Here is a 16,539-nt window from a genome sequence, read left to right on the forward strand (position 1 = left end):
ATATGGAATCAAATCTGGTAACAGGGTTAAACATTGAACCTGCGAGAACTCGTTTGCTATCATTTAAATAAGTCGTTTTATGAGCAGTCTAAGTCCACTAAACAACACAGCCTTTCTACAGCAAATAATCATCGCTGTATTGGGCTGGTCATGAATTGAGTACCTGGCTATTGGTTTGAGATTAGCCCGTAAGCTGTTGCGGGGGATGGCTGATGAGGGCATGTATGAGGTTTTGGAATATGAAACGACGTTGGAATTAAAGAACAAGGTGGGGAATAAGGCCGTTTTCAGCAAACGTCAAAAGGTGAAGTATCTGCAAAATAATATTATTGCCTATCAAGATCAGGCATGGGGTGATGGAGACATCTTGCTAGATTACAGTTGTTCCCCAGGTATCGAGGCTGACCGTTACCGACCCGACCAAAAGACCTATATCTTAATTTCTCTACGTGAGGAGAAACAAAAAGGGGACATGGATGAGTTTCATATTGAGTGGGGTGTCAAAGATGGGTTCCTACGCAGTGATGAACAATGGGGTGCCACAATTAGCCACCGTACTCATTTCTTGAAATCACAAGTCATTTTCCCGAAGTCCCGCCCACCGATTCAGGCTTGGGCTGTTGAGCAACTGACGAACAAGAAACATTTATTAGACCAAACAACGACACAACTTCCTGACGGCCGCTGGCTGGTGCAGTGGGAAACGAAAAGACCACGATTACACGAGAACTATGTCATCAAGTGGGAATGGTAATGGAAAAACGACAGACCCGCGTCGTCTGCCGTTTCTCTCAACTACCTAACTTCTATGTGCCAGAACCACCAGACATGCGATGCGCTCCTTTTGCATATGCAATAAACAAATGCGGCCGCAATCGGTAAACGATAAAGCTGACTATGGAATTGGGTAAAGAAGTCGGACTGAATTATATGCGATAACTCATATTTTGTGCAAAATTTTTTAATCTACTGGTCAGGTTCGGTTTTTGGCTTCGGACCTGGCCGCACATCGCGGGCAAGATATTCTCTGACTGCCTCTCTAGTTGTTACCCAATTTCGTCCAATTTTTACTCCCCAAAGGTCACCTTCTCGAATCAAATGGGAAAGATGTCCATGGGATAGCCCGCTTAGTTCAGCAGCTTCTCGCAGAGGGATTAGTTCATTCAGCTTTGGCTGATTATCATTTCCCTCATTTTTGCTGCTTCCCATGAGGCGATCAGAGATTCAAAATGTTAATCTTGTTGATTTCTACCTCCATGATAATTTTGGGCGATTATATAAGGCAAACAACCGATAAGCTAATGACCAAAATACCGTAACCGCGTTTCCTGCTTTTTTGACAAAGGTCATTCATTCATGCTAAGATGGCTATTAATATGTACAGATTTAACGCCAAGAACAACGCCATAAACCAAGAGGTGGAAATCATGAAAACTGTGTCGATAAGTGAAGCGCGGAACCAACTCAGTGCGTTTATCAAGCGGGCAACACAAGATAAAGATGATGTCGTCATCCAGAATCGAGGACGGCCAGAAGCCGTTATCATCCCCTATACGGACTATGAGATATTACAAGAGGCGCGTGAAAACGAACGCCGCAAAAAAGCTATCCAAGCCCTACAGCAAATTGCCGAGGAAGTAGGCAGCCGTAATCGTTCCCTATCTGAACAAGAAACTGAGAAGCTAGCAGATGAGATTACACGAGAAGCTGTAGATAGATTGGTGCAAAAGGGTAACGTTCGTTTTCAAGAGTAGAATATGCGCGTATTTGTTGACACCAATATCTTCATTGCCTATTTGCTCAGTCCTAGAAAGGATAGCTTAGTTAAACTGCTGTTGGATAAGGTCGCTGTTGGGGAAGTTACTTTGCTGGTTTCGCGGGAGCTGCTGGAAGAAATTGAGGCCACGGTTCAAAGAAAACCGAAATTGATAAAGATTGTTACCAAATCACGCTTGTCTGAATTTATCCAGTTGTTGTTAGATGTCTCCGAAGAAATCCCCCTTATTACACAGCCTATCCCTAAAATTACCAGAGACCCGAAAGATGATTATTTGATTGCCTATGCCGTGTTGGGACAAGCAGATTACCTTGTGAGCGGTGATAACGATTTGCTTGTCCTAAAAGAAATTCAAAGTGTGAAAATGTTGGATTCAGCCGCATTTAGAAGGCTCATTTCTTAGCCTTATTCTTTGATGTTTTTGTTGCCAAAAACAATCGGCAAAAGAATCAAAGCCGATGCCGGCGCATCAAGATTCTGACGAATAATTTGATTGTTGCTCATAGTATCTTTGCAAAGCAGAACGAACGGAGCATCTGGCCGGAAGCGGAGCGGACACTTAGCCCGGCTCGTGAGCGGATGCCGGACGCACGCATGTGCTTTCTGAGCGCAGCGAAGAAGATGCACAAATGCGTTGTCTCGGGCAGGAGCGGAATAACGAGCCAATAAGGGCTATGTGTGCAGCGGAGATGGAGGTACGGGATGCGTAGTGGATTATGCTGGTAGAGACGCTTTTAAAAATGTTACTGGCTCATTGGGATTTTATGGAATTAACTTTTTGGAAGATCATGCTTTGTTGTAGACTCAATGGATGATATTCGTTCCTCATGGTTTGAAACTTGACTGGCAAGTAAAGTACGCTCTTGCCTATATTCTTTTACTTCAACGATCCATTCGTCCATCATTTCATAGAATTCATCTTTAGTCGGCAAGAACGCAATTTTCTCCTTGAGTGGCACTATTCGTTTGTCTAATTCAAATTCCATTAACTGCCTTATGGCTTTCAAATCCTCACTGGTTAACGACATAAAACGATTAAATCATGGTTCGAGTTTCAATTCAAGGAGAATCTAAAGGGACAGGCGCATTTAACAAAGCCGCCTCAGCCGCTTGTATGGGTGTTGACCCGACAATATATTGGGAGTGGCTCATGGGTCGAAAGTGTGCAGAGTGACCAAAGCTGAGATGAAATCCGGTGAGATACGCTTCACATTCCGCCTGAATTCACATATCGCAATGTAACCGCTCAAGTTTTTCTTATGCACACCTTTGAACATCCTTAAAAAGTTACGCACATCCGTCCACATGCCTTCGGCCGTGTTGACATGCACTTCGCGAATCCCGTCACCATCGTCATCACGCGCCCACTCCTTGTCGCCATGAGAGACGGTGGCATGTGGGCGAATCACATGATTGTAGCTTTGGTATTCGTCTGTATACAGTTGAGACCCAGCTAGCGTAAAGCGATGCACGTGGTCAACCAGGGTCTCACCTTTTGTATCTTTAACAACACGCAAGCGAACTTGTCCAGATTGACGCCCCACTGTGCCCACAACAGGCGGTCGGTCATTGGCATACGTGCCACGCCCTCGCCGTTTGTTGGCGCGACGACGGGGCGGGTCAGCTGAGTCGAAATGCTCACACCCTTTTTTCCCCCGCATTCTGAAACATTTCATCGGTTTCAGTTTCATCATCCAGGAGCGGGGTTTCTGGTTGGAGCTGTTCCGCGTTCGCTTGCAGGTCATGACGCAACCTCAAAACCGTTGGGTAGTTGATGCCCAATTCGGCTGACAAGATTGTCGCAGGTTCTCCTTTGAGGACACCGCGAACGAGCAACAAGACTTGCATTGGAGTCAAATGATGTTGTTGGAAAACGGTTCCCGTATACAAGTTGTAAGCGGCTTGACACTGTTGGCAACGGTAAACGGTCAGTTGACTGCGCTTTGTCGTTCGGAACTTGCGGGCTTGGTCTACGCCGACTTGACAGACCGGACACCCAAAGCCATTGGGATGGAAATGTTCAATGATCCATTGTGTACAGTTTTCTTTGTCGAGTAAATCGGTGATTGGGAATTCCATGATTCCCAATTTTACCCGATTCGCACACTTTTAATAGTTGAGCCATTAATTATTAGAGAACTAGTGCTTTGTAAACAAAGTATATTTAGAAATATAAGGCGTTAACAAATTACTGAACGTTAACAATTGGATAAAGTCGCTTCAGTTTAATGCGAGCATCAGTGCAAGTAAATTGCCAATCAACACCCACTTGGCGTTTATTGCGTTGTGTTTCCCAAGCTGCTACTTGGTTGCGAACTTCGTCAATATCCACCTTCCGTCGCTTCAATGCCTGACGACGTAAAACAGATAATTCACATTCAGCAATATTGAGCCAACTGCCATGCTCTGGTGTGTAATGCCATTCAAGTTTGTCCGCAATCCGGCGTGCTTCTGCTGGTTCATACCGTTCATATAAAGAAGCGATATGGTGAATGTTCAAGTTATCCACAACCAAGACAATCGTCTCTGCATCAGGATAAACCTCGTCGACTAATGATTTCAACACCTGTGCAAATTCAATCTTGCGGCGTTGTGGATAAATCCATGTTTTGCGAAATCCGGCTAATGGTTCGACGGCCAGAAAAAGGGAACACTTCCCATGTCGTTGGTACTCATAGTCTTCTCGAACGGGTTGTCCTGGTTGCAGCGGAATTTCACCTCTTGGTGTTGACCGCAACGCTTTTTGAATTTCATCCAGGCAAACCATCGGCCGTTTCGGGTCGTAGGGTCGTTCATAAACGGAGAGGACATCTTCCATTTTGGCGACAAAGCGTGCCCCAGGTTTGGGCAGACACCACGATTTTACTTGCCAAGGCTTGAGTTCATTTTTTTTAGCTTATTTCCTATGGCGGTGTGACTAATCTCATCAACCACCTCTAGTTTTACCAGCCCATCAGCCAATAATCTCAGTGTCCACCGGTCATACCCCTCTGGTGGTTCGCTGCATGTCAAGGCAATCAGTTGTGCTTCTACATCTCCAGTCATTTTTGTCACCGGCCGCCCTGATCGTGGTTGGTCGTACAACGCTCTGTCCACACCACTTTCAAAGTAACGTCGTTTGATTTGGCTGACAGTAACATTGGATAGCATGGTTGCTTCTGCGACTTGAGCCAAGGTTCTCTTCTCCCCTTCGCTGCGGTTGAGTAGAAGCAACACCCTTGCCCGACTGATCACCCTTGCTTTGTGTTCACCCGACTTTATCAATTGTTCAAGTTCAGTTTTTTCATTTTGTGGAAGTTTTATATGTTTTGCCATTCCACAAGTTTATTCGATAACTATGTTTACTAACAAATTTGCTTTACAGAGCACTAGCGCATCCTTCAGAATTTGTAACTTTCAAACTGACCTCTATTTGAGTTAAATTGCTAGGTACAATTAATCTTGGAGAAAACGTATCCGTTTCGAGAAGAATAGGTGGATCAGATTGCCAGTCAAAGGTCCAGCCAAAAACATTATTATCTATTTCTGGAACAAGAAAAACAGTGTCGCCAGGACTTGGATTATCTACGCTCCGAATCGGAGCTGAAATTAAACAACCATTGTTCGTTGGCGTATCACTAAAATTTAACACAAATGCATTTGTAAGAGTCAGACCATCAACAAGCATTGTCACAACAATTCTGTCAAATGTAAGTGATGAGGACGATAAAAAATAATCAGCTTCCCATCTTTTTGACGTTTGAATCTCTCCCACATCTGACTGCCAAATACTTTCCACACTGCTATCGTTATAAAGAAACTGCTGACAAGAAGCAGATAATTCATTTGGGCCCCATTCCATAGATAAATTAAATTCCTGCCAACTACTGGGGATGAGGGCGGTATCGCCCTCGCTCAGTACGTATTCCACTACATCACCTGAGTTTGTGATATGTAATTCTGGCACGGCTGTTTGTATGCAAGCTAATTTCTCCTCTTCTATCAACCTACTACTTGAAATAAAGTAGCTCACGAAAAGGATTCCCACTACACTGACAATTCCCCAAACAATAACCCTTCGATTATTACTGTAGCTTTTTTTGTATCTAGTTTGACAATGTTAAATTAGGCTCGTGAGAGCCAATATCAGTAAAATTTGAAAATGGAAAAGAAAAAACTTCACGGTTAGCCCAGTGGGGGCTAAATGAAGCAGCTATCGATAAATTGGGTGAGCGGCTTGACCAGTATCATGAACGTTATCGTTATTGGATGAAAACCAAGACACGCGATACCAGTGAATATGGCTATCATTACCTGAGTGGCTTGTTACGAATGGAGAGCAACCGGCATATCAACGGGATTGCCCGTGTAGCGGGAATCCCCGAACAAAATCTGCAACAATTCATCGCCGATTCACCTTGGGCCGGGAACGATTTGATCGCCGTCCTGCAACAAGATATCAGCAGTTTGCCCCACTACCAGCAAGGCAGTGTCCTCATTGCTGATGAAAGTGCAGAGGAGAAGGCCGGTGATGGCAGCACCGGCAGCAGTCGGCAGCACAATGGTCGCCTGGGAAAAGTTGACATGAGTCAGGTGGGTGTGTTTTTGGCCTTGGCCAAAGATGGCTACCGCACCTGGATTGATGGCGAACTGTACTTGCCAGAAAAATGGTTCACCCCGGCCTATGCGCGGCGACGCAACAAGCTAGCCATCCCCGCTGACCGGGAATTTCAGACCAAGATCGAACTGGTACTGGTCATGGTCAAGCGGGTCCTGGCCAATGGCGTCGCCTTTGACGCCTTTGACTGCGACAGCTTGTATGGCCGCAGCCACTGGTTGCGGGCTGAATTAGACCAGCTGTCCATCCAATACTTTGCCGATATTCCCTGCAACTTGTCGCTTTATCTGGAGAAACCTCAGGTCATCCGGGAACCAAAGCGCAAGCATGTCCAAATTACTGTGTTAGGCAGTCAGACCACACCTGAACAACTGGCATCGGCGTTCTCATTCACCGCCATCACCCTTCGTCCACATGAACGGGGCCATCTCACTGCCCAATTTGCCCGGCAACGGGTGTGGACCGTCAGTGAAGAGGGAAGTTGCCGCCAGGAATGGCTGCTGATCCGCCGCGCCAACGGTAAAGTTACTTATTCACTGAGCAATGCCCCGGCTGATATTCCTCTGGAGACAATGGCCCGGCACAAGTCGCATCGCTACTTCATCGAACGGGCCCATCAGGACGCCAAATCGGAGTTGGGGTGGGATGAATTTCAGGCCCAGAAGTACCCTGCCTGGGTTCACCATCTCGCCTTGACCATCATGGCCAGTGCCTTCATCACCGAAACCTTGCTCGAGTGGACGGAGGCATATCCTCGTGACCCGGCTTTGTTGGCTGCCTACGAAACGGATACTTTGCCCAATTTATCGATTGTTAACGTTCGTACCTTGCTACGAGCCGCGTTGCCGTTGCCGCAGTTGTCGTCACGCCAGGCGGCTGAATTGGTTGTCAAACACTTGGATAATCGTACTCGCTCACGAAAGTCACGGCTTAGAAAGGCTCGTGGCCCGTGAATCTAACATTGTCAAACTAGTAAGCAATGTGCTAAAAGCCAGCTTGAAAAAATCATCTCTATTTTTACGCTGGTTATTATCCTTCAATCTAACTGACTGCCGATAGAGGGCTACAAGGTTATTGGGTTGCACCCTGAGCGGAATTGTTTCTGGTGTATATCCGTAACCATCTAAGCTGTTGAGTACCATTTGCCTGAGTGGGGTAGATGCTAGCTCCTCAAGTCGCTTAAGATCATTGTCCCGATCATATTCCAACCTAAGACGTTCTTTGACAACCTCCCAAGCCAAGTGAGCAAGATTGTTATTTGGCCCATCTGGTTCAGCTTTTTCAATATGCGTATTTAGGAAATTCAAAACATTCTCTTGGTCTTCTTCATTTCGGCGTGCCAAAAAACTATTTCGCAATACTCGAAGCACATTTTCATCAAATCGTATTCCACTTACATTATTCCTTGTAAATGGCAAAGACCATAATCGTTCAATTCTTGAAGCAGGAATTTGCGCATGAAACTTTTCTCGCAATTGTTGAGCCAGAGCAGGTGTTACCGGTTGAATCATGGCGCAGTCGGCTGCCCAAAGATAAGCATCTCCCAGAAACTGTTGCAGGTAAGTTGTCAAATTGGTGTCGGTCAATAATGGCTGAGGTTGCCAGTTGGCAGCATCAAAGCTGTAATCAGCCATTGTGCCCCGTTCAGTCAAGAAGCGATGCAAAACCTGCATCAGACCTGTTGTTGTAGCTGGGTATATTGGTAGTTTGTATTGAGTAGAAAGCGCGGTAGATTCGTCCCAGAAGCGTATGTCGCGCAGCTCCATCCAGGCAGCCATTGGCCAGCGGGCTAAAGCTTCTAAAGCAAAGCCCTGGTCTTCTCCATAAAATGTTTTGCCATCAGTAAAAAGCAGCAGCAATATCCCACGCCGCTCATCTTCAAAATCTTCTAAATGGTAGCTACTGCCGTCATCGGTCGTAAATGTATTTGGGGCCCCGGCAAAAGTGCCATAAATGACAGGGATGCCACGTCGGCGCATACCTGCAGCCAACTCTTCAGGTATGCGGTTCCACTCGGTGGCTTCCGCATAGAGGTCTTCCAAAATCAACATGGAACGAATCTCATGTCGCCGCTGAAAAACTAAATCTGGGAGTCCCCCCTGCTGTAGGGTGGCGTTAATTGAAGCGGGCACATCGAGATTACGGCCGTGCCATCGCGTCTGGAAATACCCCATAGTATCAGCCAGATAATCCAGCGTTTCATCGTCCAACCAGGGCGGCGGTTCCCCACCAATGCTGCCTAAGGGGAAGTGCCGAGGACCATTTTCGTCCCAAATTGGTACTTCATCTTTTGGAACAAAGTATTTGCGCCACAGGTAAAATCCGCATAACAGCGTGGCGGACAAGAAAAATCCAGCTAAACCGAAGTATGTTTGCCATCGAGGCCTTTCATTAGGGAGAGAATCTTCCAGAATAGCTGGTGGAGGAAGATCCTGTTCGATAATTGGCTCAAAACCACGGCCAAGTAGAGGCATGCGCTCTTCATAGCTTACCTCCTCGTAAGCAAAAACTATCTCTGCAGCGTGATCGCCTTCGATCTCCGAAAGAAACCTTGCTGTTACAAGTCTGCTTTCCCCAGGGGACAAAGGCGTCGTTAAATCACACTCCCACTCAAAAAATGCAGGATTCGCACCTTCAAGACGCACATCCATAACAACAGGTCGTCGACCTGTGTTCGTTATCAAGAAATCGCGTTCTACAATTTGGCCTATTTCATGCGGCCCAAAATTAAGCTCTTCATATTCAAGTTCCAGGCGATGTGACGGGGGTGTAAAAGCAAAGATGAGGGATCCAAGCATGAGACAACTCAATATCAGGTAACCAAGAAAATCCCACCGGATTTTCTTTTTCGGTTGAGCAGGTCTTTTTGAAGATGGGCTACGTAATGAGGAGTCTTGTTTTGTAACCGTTGGCCGTGGTATGTTTCCTAAATTCTTTAAATCGGCAAGGGCTTTGTCTACTTCAATATCAGCAAAACGTTCTTCAGCACCAGCGGGCAGCTGCAAGAACTGATCAAAGCGGCAGTTAAACCGAAGCTGCTGTTCTTCATCTTTAACTAACAAGGCGGATAGGGCATCACGCAGTTGGAGAATCGTCCAGTTGCTTTCACGGGCCAGTAGTCGCTCGATCCGCTCGTAATCGCGTACCGTCAGGCGAATACCATCGGTTTCTAAGGAATCCAAGAATGGCTGTAGAGGAAAATGATCAAACTGAATTTGAGGCATGATGGCAAGAATTATTTTTGCTGCAAATCTGTAGTTGACTCTTTTTAGCTTGACTGGCCAATAAGATGATTTTTAGGATAGCATATCACCCAGCTCGATCCAAGTATCAATTTTTGCGTTCAGGATTTCCGATTCTTTGCCCTGAACGCGCCAAGCTGGCACTTAGCTAGACGGTAAACCTGGATAATTGCCCCCATCATAATTAGTCAGCGTGAATAATACTTTGAGCAGTTGTCCAGGCGTGTCGGGCAAAACACGGAAGTCGAGATTACGATAAACGTCTTGCTCTTCTTCGGAAATATCACCCCCTGCCAGCCAAACGAGCCCTTCAGCTGATCCGGGCTGACAATGCTGGTAGGCTGACATGAGCTCATCTTCAGAGGGGCAAAGCATCAGGAGAAAGCTACCTTGTTGTACATCTGTGCCTAATTGCTGCCAAAAACGAGAAACCCTTTCAACTGTTTCAGCTAGGCGATGATCATATTCAGTTATCGGCAATTTATTGGGTTCTTGCTCCAATGAATCGAGGGACCCATATAATTTGTGAATAGGTGTTGTTTCTCTCTCAACGTTCTCACTTACTGCCTCAATTCTCACATCGAATTTGCTTTGCCTATCTTGAAGAGCTTGTTCCATATATGCATGTTGATTCGTGGTATATATAGTTTTCCAAGGTAGCTTTGCAGCGGTTTGATACATAGACGGCCGTTTTGACGGGTCAAAATAATCGATTTGCTTCTGGATCAATCGCTTACGGCTGTCCGTCCGATTGATGTAAAAAGCAAACAGTTTAGTCGGCTTGTCGCTGCTAGAGGCAGAAATGTTTACTTCTTTCATTAGTTGCAGTGCCAGTTCCTGAATGTTGGGCCAATCGGCGTTACGGGGAACGGCCGATCCAATAAACAAAACCACATTATCTTTGGCTACATTTTCGGCCAAAAAGCGCTGCTGGGCGGTGGCCAGCATGAGCGCTGGGGCAAAAAAGCTGCTGTCTTCGGCAAAAGAGGCCTGGCTAACCGGCACCGGTTCGCGGTACATATCCACAACGCGATTGTCAGACGGCCGTCCCGCCAGCATATCCAGCTCCTCACACAGCATCACCGCAGAATGCATCGCTTGCAACTTGCGATTTTCCGATATGTGCCGCAGCCGCACCACGTTCAGCGTACCCATAAGCTGGCTGAGCAAATACTCCTTCCGAACTTCGGCCTGCCGCGTGTTGAAGCCGCTGGCATACCGGTGAGCCAACTGCCGCAGGGCAAATACCACTTCGGCCGCCTTACGTGCATCTTTAGAAAATGAGGGCGGTAAAATAGGGGGCTGATTTTGCCGGTCTGCCTCTAACAGCGCTTCTTCAAAATGTATAAAGTCGGCTAGACTCAGCAAGGACATCAACCGATATTTCACGTCTGTTTCCAAAATGACAAAATCACGCAAACTGTGGCTTTTATAGGTGCGGTAAAAATCGATCAGCCAACATTTACCAGAATCACTGACCATAATATTGCGCCCTGTCAAATCGCCATGGGTAATACAAGTATGAACTTGCATAACACACTCTTGTTTATGCTTTTGCAACCAAGCAACAGGATTTAACACTTTATCTAAAGCGGATGTCAGCTGAATAAATTCATTGTCAGATTTGAAATCTGGTAGAACTGTCTGAATTCGCCCAACGAGCTTTTTCTGATCTAAATGAAAAGCATCATAGTAAAAGGCAGGCACATCAGCCAAAATACGTTCCGGGTTGGCAAACCAGTGACGGAACGTTTGATCAAATAATTCGCGCAGGCTAGCAATAATCTGTGTAGACTCGCTTCTTTGATAATATTCATCAAACTCTCGGAAGGCGACGTCTGTGCTTTCGCCAAAAGTATACAGCACCATCCCCAAGTGGCGCGAGTAGAGAATGTCGGCTTGGGTAACAGCGTTAGCGGTCAGAAATTGTTTGACATTGGCTTCGTAATGGCGTTGTTCGGTTTGCACCTTGTCTTTTCGGCCGATTTTAGCCACGTAAGAACGCCCCAGTCCACCAGTCCAGGTTGGCTGGATGCGCACGACTGCTGCGCCGGTTAGACTTGGCTTGAGCTTACTTACATACAGACTACGGGCATCGAAAAAGAGCTTGCCAAAGAGATCGTGTACTTGCGGCAGCAGAAGCTTGGTAGACGGCCGTTCCTCCATTGACCAGTTTACATCCTCCGCCACATCTTCCAGCACGTTCAGCGAATTACTCACGTATTCCAGCTCAAAATTGATTTTGATTTTTTCTTTCTCTAATTCTTCGACGGTATATAGCAACTTTCTTAAATAACCAGCCTCTTTCAGAATAAACCGGTCTGGGTTAAATATAAATAACCAAGCTGAAAAAGAAACAGCTGTACATAAAATCGTTGTTAAATTAAGTTGCATTTTATCGACATCTTGCAGGAGTTGTAGGCCACCTTGATCATTTGGATCGTCATCTACTAATCGACTCCCAGTAATCATCAAATGAAAATGGTCTGTTTCCAGAGCTGTTTTTGCTTCAGGATAAGAGGTCGCCAAACGCACATCGTATGATTCTTCTTTGAGCCATCGCATCATGGGATCGTAGGCATTTTCGTCATCTTCTACGAGCAAAATCCGAAGTCTCTTGGATGCCCCTCCCCTTTTGCTCTTAACTTCATTTGCTTTATTTAGCTCTTCCTCCACATCATTAGGTGGTTCAACGAAACCTTGATTCAGAAAGAGAGCTAAATGACTCCAATAAGGCTCAGAATAAGAAGTAGCGAGATGGTTACGGCATTGCCAAACAGCCTCTTCTAAAGGTAACCGGTCACTTAGTAAAACTTTGTAAAGGGTTCGTAGAAATTCGATGGCTGGTCTATCTGGCAAAACAAACTGCTCAACAAGAACGGCTGGAAGGCCTGCCTGAACAAATTGAGAAGCTATTGGGGCTAGGCTTTCTTGTCGGGTACCTATTGGACTCAAGATTATGAACTGTACAGAAAGCGTTTCTAAAACCTGCACAATATTACTTGTGGAGATCACCTCGCTATTACCTGATTCATTCTCAAATATGATTGCTTCCTTGCTATCTTGACTGGTAGGCAAAATGAAATGAATGATATCTGGTTCAAATGTTTTGGCGGTAGCCATTAGCTTTTGCAGGGTAGCGTGACGAATAAATCTTACACTTATTTGTTTTGCTAAAACGCCTTCATTTGTACCTTCCCGAATCTTTTTCTCAAGCATATTCAAGTCAACCAATTGTTGGTCACCTGGGGTGGAGATTGCTATCAGGATACGTACCTGCGGTGGAATGACTGGGTTGCCTCGAAAATTGCCATGATAGGTAACACTGCGCTCTAAAAGCACAGGCATTTCACTGTTATCCAACGCAAATGCCCCATTATTGTAAAATAATTCCCAAGGGTAAGAATGTAACTTGTTGTCTGCAATTCTTAATCTTATCCTGACACCTTGTTTACTATTGACTGTTGCATATTGCTGAACTTGCCTCAAAATTTGCTCAATTTTTTCGGGACATAAGAACTCATACACTTTTTTACTTAAAAGCGCTGCCGATTCTGTTTCTGAAGACAGCTTGTTCAGCGAATCAGTTATTCCCCGACTTTGTCCTAGTATCGTTTCTATATATCGCCATTTTGCTGATGTAGTCTGAATTTTATTTTCAGCAGACCTTGCCCGTATCGGATAACGACCATCCTTTGAGATTTCTCCTATCCATATATCCAGATTTTCATAACGATCACCAAGTGTAATGATTTTAGCTTCGATATCAGACAGCCACTTCCGAACGGGTGGGCGCATTTGTGTGGTAAGCAAAAAACGCGTTCCAGAGACTTGGTCCATCATCCTGAAAATGATATCCAAGATAGTAACCCCTCCAGAATTCTGAATCGCCGCATCCAAATCATCCACAAGAAAGATGATTGAGCCAGGATAAATCAGTTCGTCAATTTCGGTAAAAGGTTTGATGAGCAATTGGGTGACCAGTTCATCCAGTTCATAAGCTTCATGGTTGTCGATGATGGGTTGCAGATAGGCAAAGTGACTATCGCGACTGGCCCATTGAGTAGCAATGGTTAAAATGAAGCTTCGTGGATGGAGTGTTTCTGGACGTGACGGCTGACAAAAATACACGGCGCTAGTGCTGATTGGTGCCAGGGCATGCAAGTTGTTGGGAGGCTGGCTATCACCTCTAAAATATCGTGCTAGTAGGGAGGCTAATGTTGTTTTTCCGCTGCTTCTTTCTCCAGTAATTACCATTACACGGTCTGCATCAGTGGTGTTGAGCCAATCAGAAACGGCCGTTAATGTCGCCAAATGATAGTTTTCGGTAACACCTTGCAATTGCCAATTAATTATCTCGGCAACATCTTGAATTCGTGGCTGTCCTATTAGAGCATCGTCTCTCAATGAGACAGTGACTTGCCTGGAAAAACCGCTTGCTGCATGGTTAACTTGGAACTGAATAGAAGAATCTGCATTGACTGAAACAATAGCTTCGATTTCGATTTCACCGGAATAAACATCTGGATCATCAATTACGACTTCTGCAAGCAGCAAATTGTCACGCCCAAAAACCATTTCACCCTGAAATAGTTGGACGGCAACAAAACCTAACCCGAGATGATATGCTTGCCGGGTAGCAAAAAGGGTAAACGGTTCGCTTTTAACAGGTAACACCTCTCCCTTCTCCAAAACAGTCGTTACACCAGAACCGGCCAAAGCAACGCCCAAAGAAATCGGTAATGTGCGCGGTACTGGTTCATTTGCCGTGCGGCGGCGGACAATCGTGTTAGAAAACAGGCTAGGCGCTGCAAATGCCAATGGATTGTCATCCCGGAGCAAAGCGCGACGGCCGTTTTGTATTGCTTCATCCAAGGGAATTCCTTGAGCAAAAGCGGGAAATACGGTGTGGATGAATCTCGCTACGATCGCACTTTCAACGGGAAATTGCCAGCAAACTACATTAGCTGTGTGTTTTTCCACCAAGACGGCAGCTACATCTTTCATCCCTTTCAGCATTTGGGGTTGAGCGGATTCATCGCTCTGCAAAATTACAAGTGTTGGATCGTACTGGTTTATTTCCGAGGCAAGTTCCTTACCATCCAGCCAAAGATATGTGGAATCTTGCTTCTTCCCCTCGCGGGCAGGTATAAGAGCGATTTCTCCAGTCGTTTCAAACTGTTGGGCATGGATAATCAAATGGACAACGTGTGGTTGCTGAGCCATCAGGCTCGCAAATTGCTCGTTAGTCGGTTTAATAAGTAATGGTAACAAGGTGAAATTAGCCGGAGCCCGATTAGCAAGAATTTCATAAGCTTCCCAAATTGAATCATAAAGAAGTGGAGAATCATCGTGTGCCTGAGGACCAACGATTAGTGCAATGCGTATAGGTTCGCCGTTTGGCAAGAAATATGTTTCAGGTATTGTTTCGGATGGTAACCGATTAAGCATCAATTCTGGTGCGGCAGCTAACCAGTTTGTACCAAAGCCTGTTCCCTCTGGCAAACACAGCAATTCCCAAGGTAACAAGGTAACATCTTGCAAAAAATTATTGTCAATTTCTAATTCAATACGGACAAACGCATTTTCGTTTATTGCTTTTTCAAGAAAAATCAGAAAATCTACTCGCAATGTGTCATCAAAAAGGATATTAAAGAGTTGCTTACCCAATGAACGAAGTTGCTCAAGATTACTGTGGCCACTTTCAACATTATTAAGCATTTCTGTAAATATCATCGCAGAGGTCGGCGCATAATTTTCGACGATATCGGTAATGTCTGTCCAATCAACCGAGGGTTTGCTACGGTGACATGCTTGGAGAAGTTCGTCAAGCATGTCACGCCGATGAAAATGTCGTATTAAGTCACGAATGAGGGAGGACTTGGTTCGAAAAGTTAAAAATTGGTCAAGCTCTAGACCAAGGTCAGAGATCAACTCGTTTACTTCGTCTCGTGAAAAGTTTTCAATTAATCTATGTTCCAATTCTTTTCGGTCAATTGTATATGATTCTGGTACCTCAATTTCAATATTTTCCTCGGGTAAGGCAAGCTGCCCCATTTGTATAGATAAAGTAGTTCCACTAGGGTCAATTTGCTCAACGACAACAGTCGTCTCATCTTCTAACTTTATTCGATAGGTATAAGTTTTATCTTCTTGTTGTGACAATAGTTGGGCAACTTCAGATCGAACAGGCAAAGGAACAGAGCCAATGTGAAGTTCTCGGCTAGGACCAAGCAACCGACGAAGTTGACGGATGGCCTCTTGCTGGTAACCACGGTCAAATTTTGCAAGCCCTTCACCGAAAGTTTGTAAACGGTCGAAGTTAACCAATGTGTCTACCTTCGTGGGCACCCAATCCAGATTAAGCGGTTCGCTGAAGATTTCGAGCAGGTCTGCCAAACGCATTGTCTCGGCTTCATCAGGCTGTTGACTGTACTGCCCAGCCAAATTCTCTAGCAGGCGGTCTGGCTCCGTATACGCCTGGGCGGCCCAAACCTGGGCCTGCGCAAATTGTCGTAGGCTGGGAATGTCGCTTTGAATATATTGGCTGGCGTAATGCTGGATAAATTGGCCGAGACGCAAAATATACTCAGGTCCAAACCGCTCATCCTCGGCCATCCCGTTGAGAAGTTCCTGGCGAACGGCCGTTTCCATCACATAGGTTTCATGCCGAATTTCCCGACAAAGGGACGATAATATAAGGTCAGCGACGGTGACCCACTGCATGTTCAGCGGTTGGCCTTTTGCATCTGAGCGAAAATTAGCCCAAATCAGATAAAGCAAATCGGGGGTAAGCGCCAATGGCAAGGCTGCATGGTAGGCCATCTCTAGATGCCCGTGTACCGTACCAAAACGGTTGATGAAGCGATCTATGGGATTGTCATTCAAACCGAATAAATCATCCATTTGGCCATCTAATCAAG

At 45.5% G+C, this 16,539-nt stretch carries 13 protein-coding genes; 4 read left to right on the forward strand and 9 right to left on the reverse strand.

Annotation, left to right across the window (positions count from 1 at the left end; translation table 11 throughout):
• Positions 1–205: 205 nt before the first annotated feature.
• Positions 206–754 carry a hypothetical protein gene (locus ACOQPU_RS10365; RefSeq protein WP_420645037.1) on the forward strand — a complete coding sequence of 183 codons (549 nt, stop codon included), beginning with the start codon at positions 206–208 and terminating at the stop codon, positions 752–754.
• Between the two features lie 212 nt (positions 755–966).
• On the opposite strand, the gene ACOQPU_RS10370 is transcribed toward ACOQPU_RS10365, so the two are convergent.
• The gene (locus tag ACOQPU_RS10370; protein ID WP_420645038.1) at positions 967–1,209 is read right to left on the reverse strand and encodes a helix-turn-helix domain-containing protein; all 243 of its coding nucleotides are present in this window, start codon (positions 1,207–1,209) and stop codon (positions 967–969) included.
• A gap of 218 nt (positions 1,210–1,427) precedes the next feature.
• On the opposite strand from ACOQPU_RS10370, the gene ACOQPU_RS10375 reads away from it, so the two are divergent.
• The gene (locus ACOQPU_RS10375) at positions 1,428–1,754 is read left to right on the forward strand and encodes a type II toxin-antitoxin system Phd/YefM family antitoxin (RefSeq protein WP_420645039.1); all 327 of its coding nucleotides are present in this window, start codon (positions 1,428–1,430) and stop codon (positions 1,752–1,754) included.
• Positions 1,755–1,757: 3 nt separating this feature from the next.
• Positions 1,758–2,180 carry a putative toxin-antitoxin system toxin component, PIN family gene (locus ACOQPU_RS10380; protein ID WP_420645040.1) on the forward strand — a complete coding sequence of 141 codons (423 nt, stop codon included), beginning with the start codon at positions 1,758–1,760 and terminating at the stop codon, positions 2,178–2,180.
• 367 nt (positions 2,181–2,547) lie between these two features.
• Here the strand turns inward: ACOQPU_RS10380 and ACOQPU_RS10385 are convergent, their stop codons facing one another.
• From ACOQPU_RS10385 to ACOQPU_RS10410, 6 genes are all read right to left on the reverse strand, one after another.
• Entirely contained in the window at positions 2,548–2,763 is a 216-nt protein-coding gene (locus tag ACOQPU_RS10385; RefSeq protein ID WP_420645041.1) for a hypothetical protein, read from the reverse strand.
• A gap of 162 nt (positions 2,764–2,925) precedes the next feature.
• Positions 2,926–3,438, reverse strand: coding sequence for a transposase (locus ACOQPU_RS10390; RefSeq protein ID WP_420641525.1), 513 nt, complete (start codon positions 3,436–3,438; stop codon positions 2,926–2,928).
• A complete protein-coding gene (locus ACOQPU_RS10395) occupies positions 3,416–3,856 on the reverse strand; it encodes a hypothetical protein (protein ID WP_420641526.1) in 441 nt (146 codons plus the stop codon). The genes ACOQPU_RS10390 and ACOQPU_RS10395 overlap by 23 nt, the downstream gene beginning before the upstream one ends.
• A gap of 109 nt (positions 3,857–3,965) precedes the next feature.
• Positions 3,966–4,628 carry an IS630 family transposase gene (locus tag ACOQPU_RS10400; protein ID WP_420645803.1) on the reverse strand — a complete coding sequence of 221 codons (663 nt, stop codon included), beginning with the start codon at positions 4,626–4,628 and terminating at the stop codon, positions 3,966–3,968.
• Between the two features lie 11 nt (positions 4,629–4,639).
• A complete protein-coding gene (locus ACOQPU_RS10405; RefSeq protein WP_420640814.1) occupies positions 4,640–5,092 on the reverse strand; it encodes a helix-turn-helix domain-containing protein in 453 nt (150 codons plus the stop codon).
• A gap of 43 nt (positions 5,093–5,135) precedes the next feature.
• Positions 5,136–5,789, reverse strand: a complete 654-nt coding sequence (locus ACOQPU_RS10410; protein ID WP_420645042.1) for a hypothetical protein — start codon at positions 5,787–5,789, stop codon at positions 5,136–5,138.
• Between the two features lie 236 nt (positions 5,790–6,025).
• Here ACOQPU_RS10410 and ACOQPU_RS10415 point away from each other — a divergent pair, with 236 nt between their 5' ends.
• Complete coding sequence (locus tag ACOQPU_RS10415; RefSeq protein WP_420645043.1) at positions 6,026–7,327, forward strand: IS701 family transposase; 1,302 nt, start codon at positions 6,026–6,028, stop codon at positions 7,325–7,327.
• On the opposite strand, the gene ACOQPU_RS10420 is transcribed toward ACOQPU_RS10415, so the two are convergent.
• Together ACOQPU_RS10420 and ACOQPU_RS10425 are read right to left on the reverse strand one after the other, a co-directional pair.
• Complete coding sequence (locus ACOQPU_RS10420; protein WP_420645044.1) at positions 7,298–9,598, reverse strand: hypothetical protein; 2,301 nt, start codon at positions 9,596–9,598, stop codon at positions 7,298–7,300. The two genes, ACOQPU_RS10415 and ACOQPU_RS10420, sit on opposite strands and share 30 nt — an antisense overlap.
• Before the next feature lie 162 nt (positions 9,599–9,760).
• On the reverse strand, positions 9,761–16,522 hold the full coding sequence (locus tag ACOQPU_RS10425) for a CHAT domain-containing protein (RefSeq protein ID WP_420645045.1): 6,762 nt from the start codon (positions 16,520–16,522) through the stop codon (positions 9,761–9,763).
• Positions 16,523–16,539: the final 17 nt, after the last annotated feature.

The organism is Candidatus Leptofilum sp., from assembly GCF_965223285.1.
GTDB lineage: Bacteria > Chloroflexota > Anaerolineae > Promineifilales > Promineifilaceae > Leptofilum.

Excerpts from the sequence above, each read along its gene's own strand:
- ACOQPU_RS10365 (WP_420645037.1), top strand. The coding sequence starts at position 206 with ATGGCTGATGAGGGCATGTATGAGGTTTTGGAATATGAAACGACGTTG.
- ACOQPU_RS10370 (WP_420645038.1), bottom strand. The coding sequence starts at position 1,209 with ATGGGAAGCAGCAAAAATGAGGGAAATGATAATCAGCCAAAGCTGAAT.
- ACOQPU_RS10375 (WP_420645039.1), top strand. The coding sequence starts at position 1,428 with ATGAAAACTGTGTCGATAAGTGAAGCGCGGAACCAACTCAGTGCGTTT.
- ACOQPU_RS10380 (WP_420645040.1), top strand. The coding sequence starts at position 1,758 with ATGCGCGTATTTGTTGACACCAATATCTTCATTGCCTATTTGCTCAGT.
- ACOQPU_RS10385 (WP_420645041.1), bottom strand. The coding sequence starts at position 2,763 with ATGGAATTTGAATTAGACAAACGAATAGTGCCACTCAAGGAGAAAATT.
- ACOQPU_RS10390 (WP_420641525.1), bottom strand. The coding sequence starts at position 3,438 with ATGCGGGGGAAAAAAGGGTGTGAGCATTTCGACTCAGCTGACCCGCCC.
- ACOQPU_RS10395 (WP_420641526.1), bottom strand. The coding sequence starts at position 3,856 with ATGGAATTCCCAATCACCGATTTACTCGACAAAGAAAACTGTACACAA.
- ACOQPU_RS10405 (WP_420640814.1), bottom strand. The coding sequence starts at position 5,092 with ATGGCAAAACATATAAAACTTCCACAAAATGAAAAAACTGAACTTGAA.
- ACOQPU_RS10415 (WP_420645043.1), top strand. The coding sequence starts at position 6,026 with ATGAAAACCAAGACACGCGATACCAGTGAATATGGCTATCATTACCTG.
- ACOQPU_RS10420 (WP_420645044.1), bottom strand. The coding sequence starts at position 9,598 with ATGCCTCAAATTCAGTTTGATCATTTTCCTCTACAGCCATTCTTGGAT.
- ACOQPU_RS10425 (WP_420645045.1), bottom strand. The coding sequence starts at position 16,522 with ATGGATGATTTATTCGGTTTGAATGACAATCCCATAGATCGCTTCATC.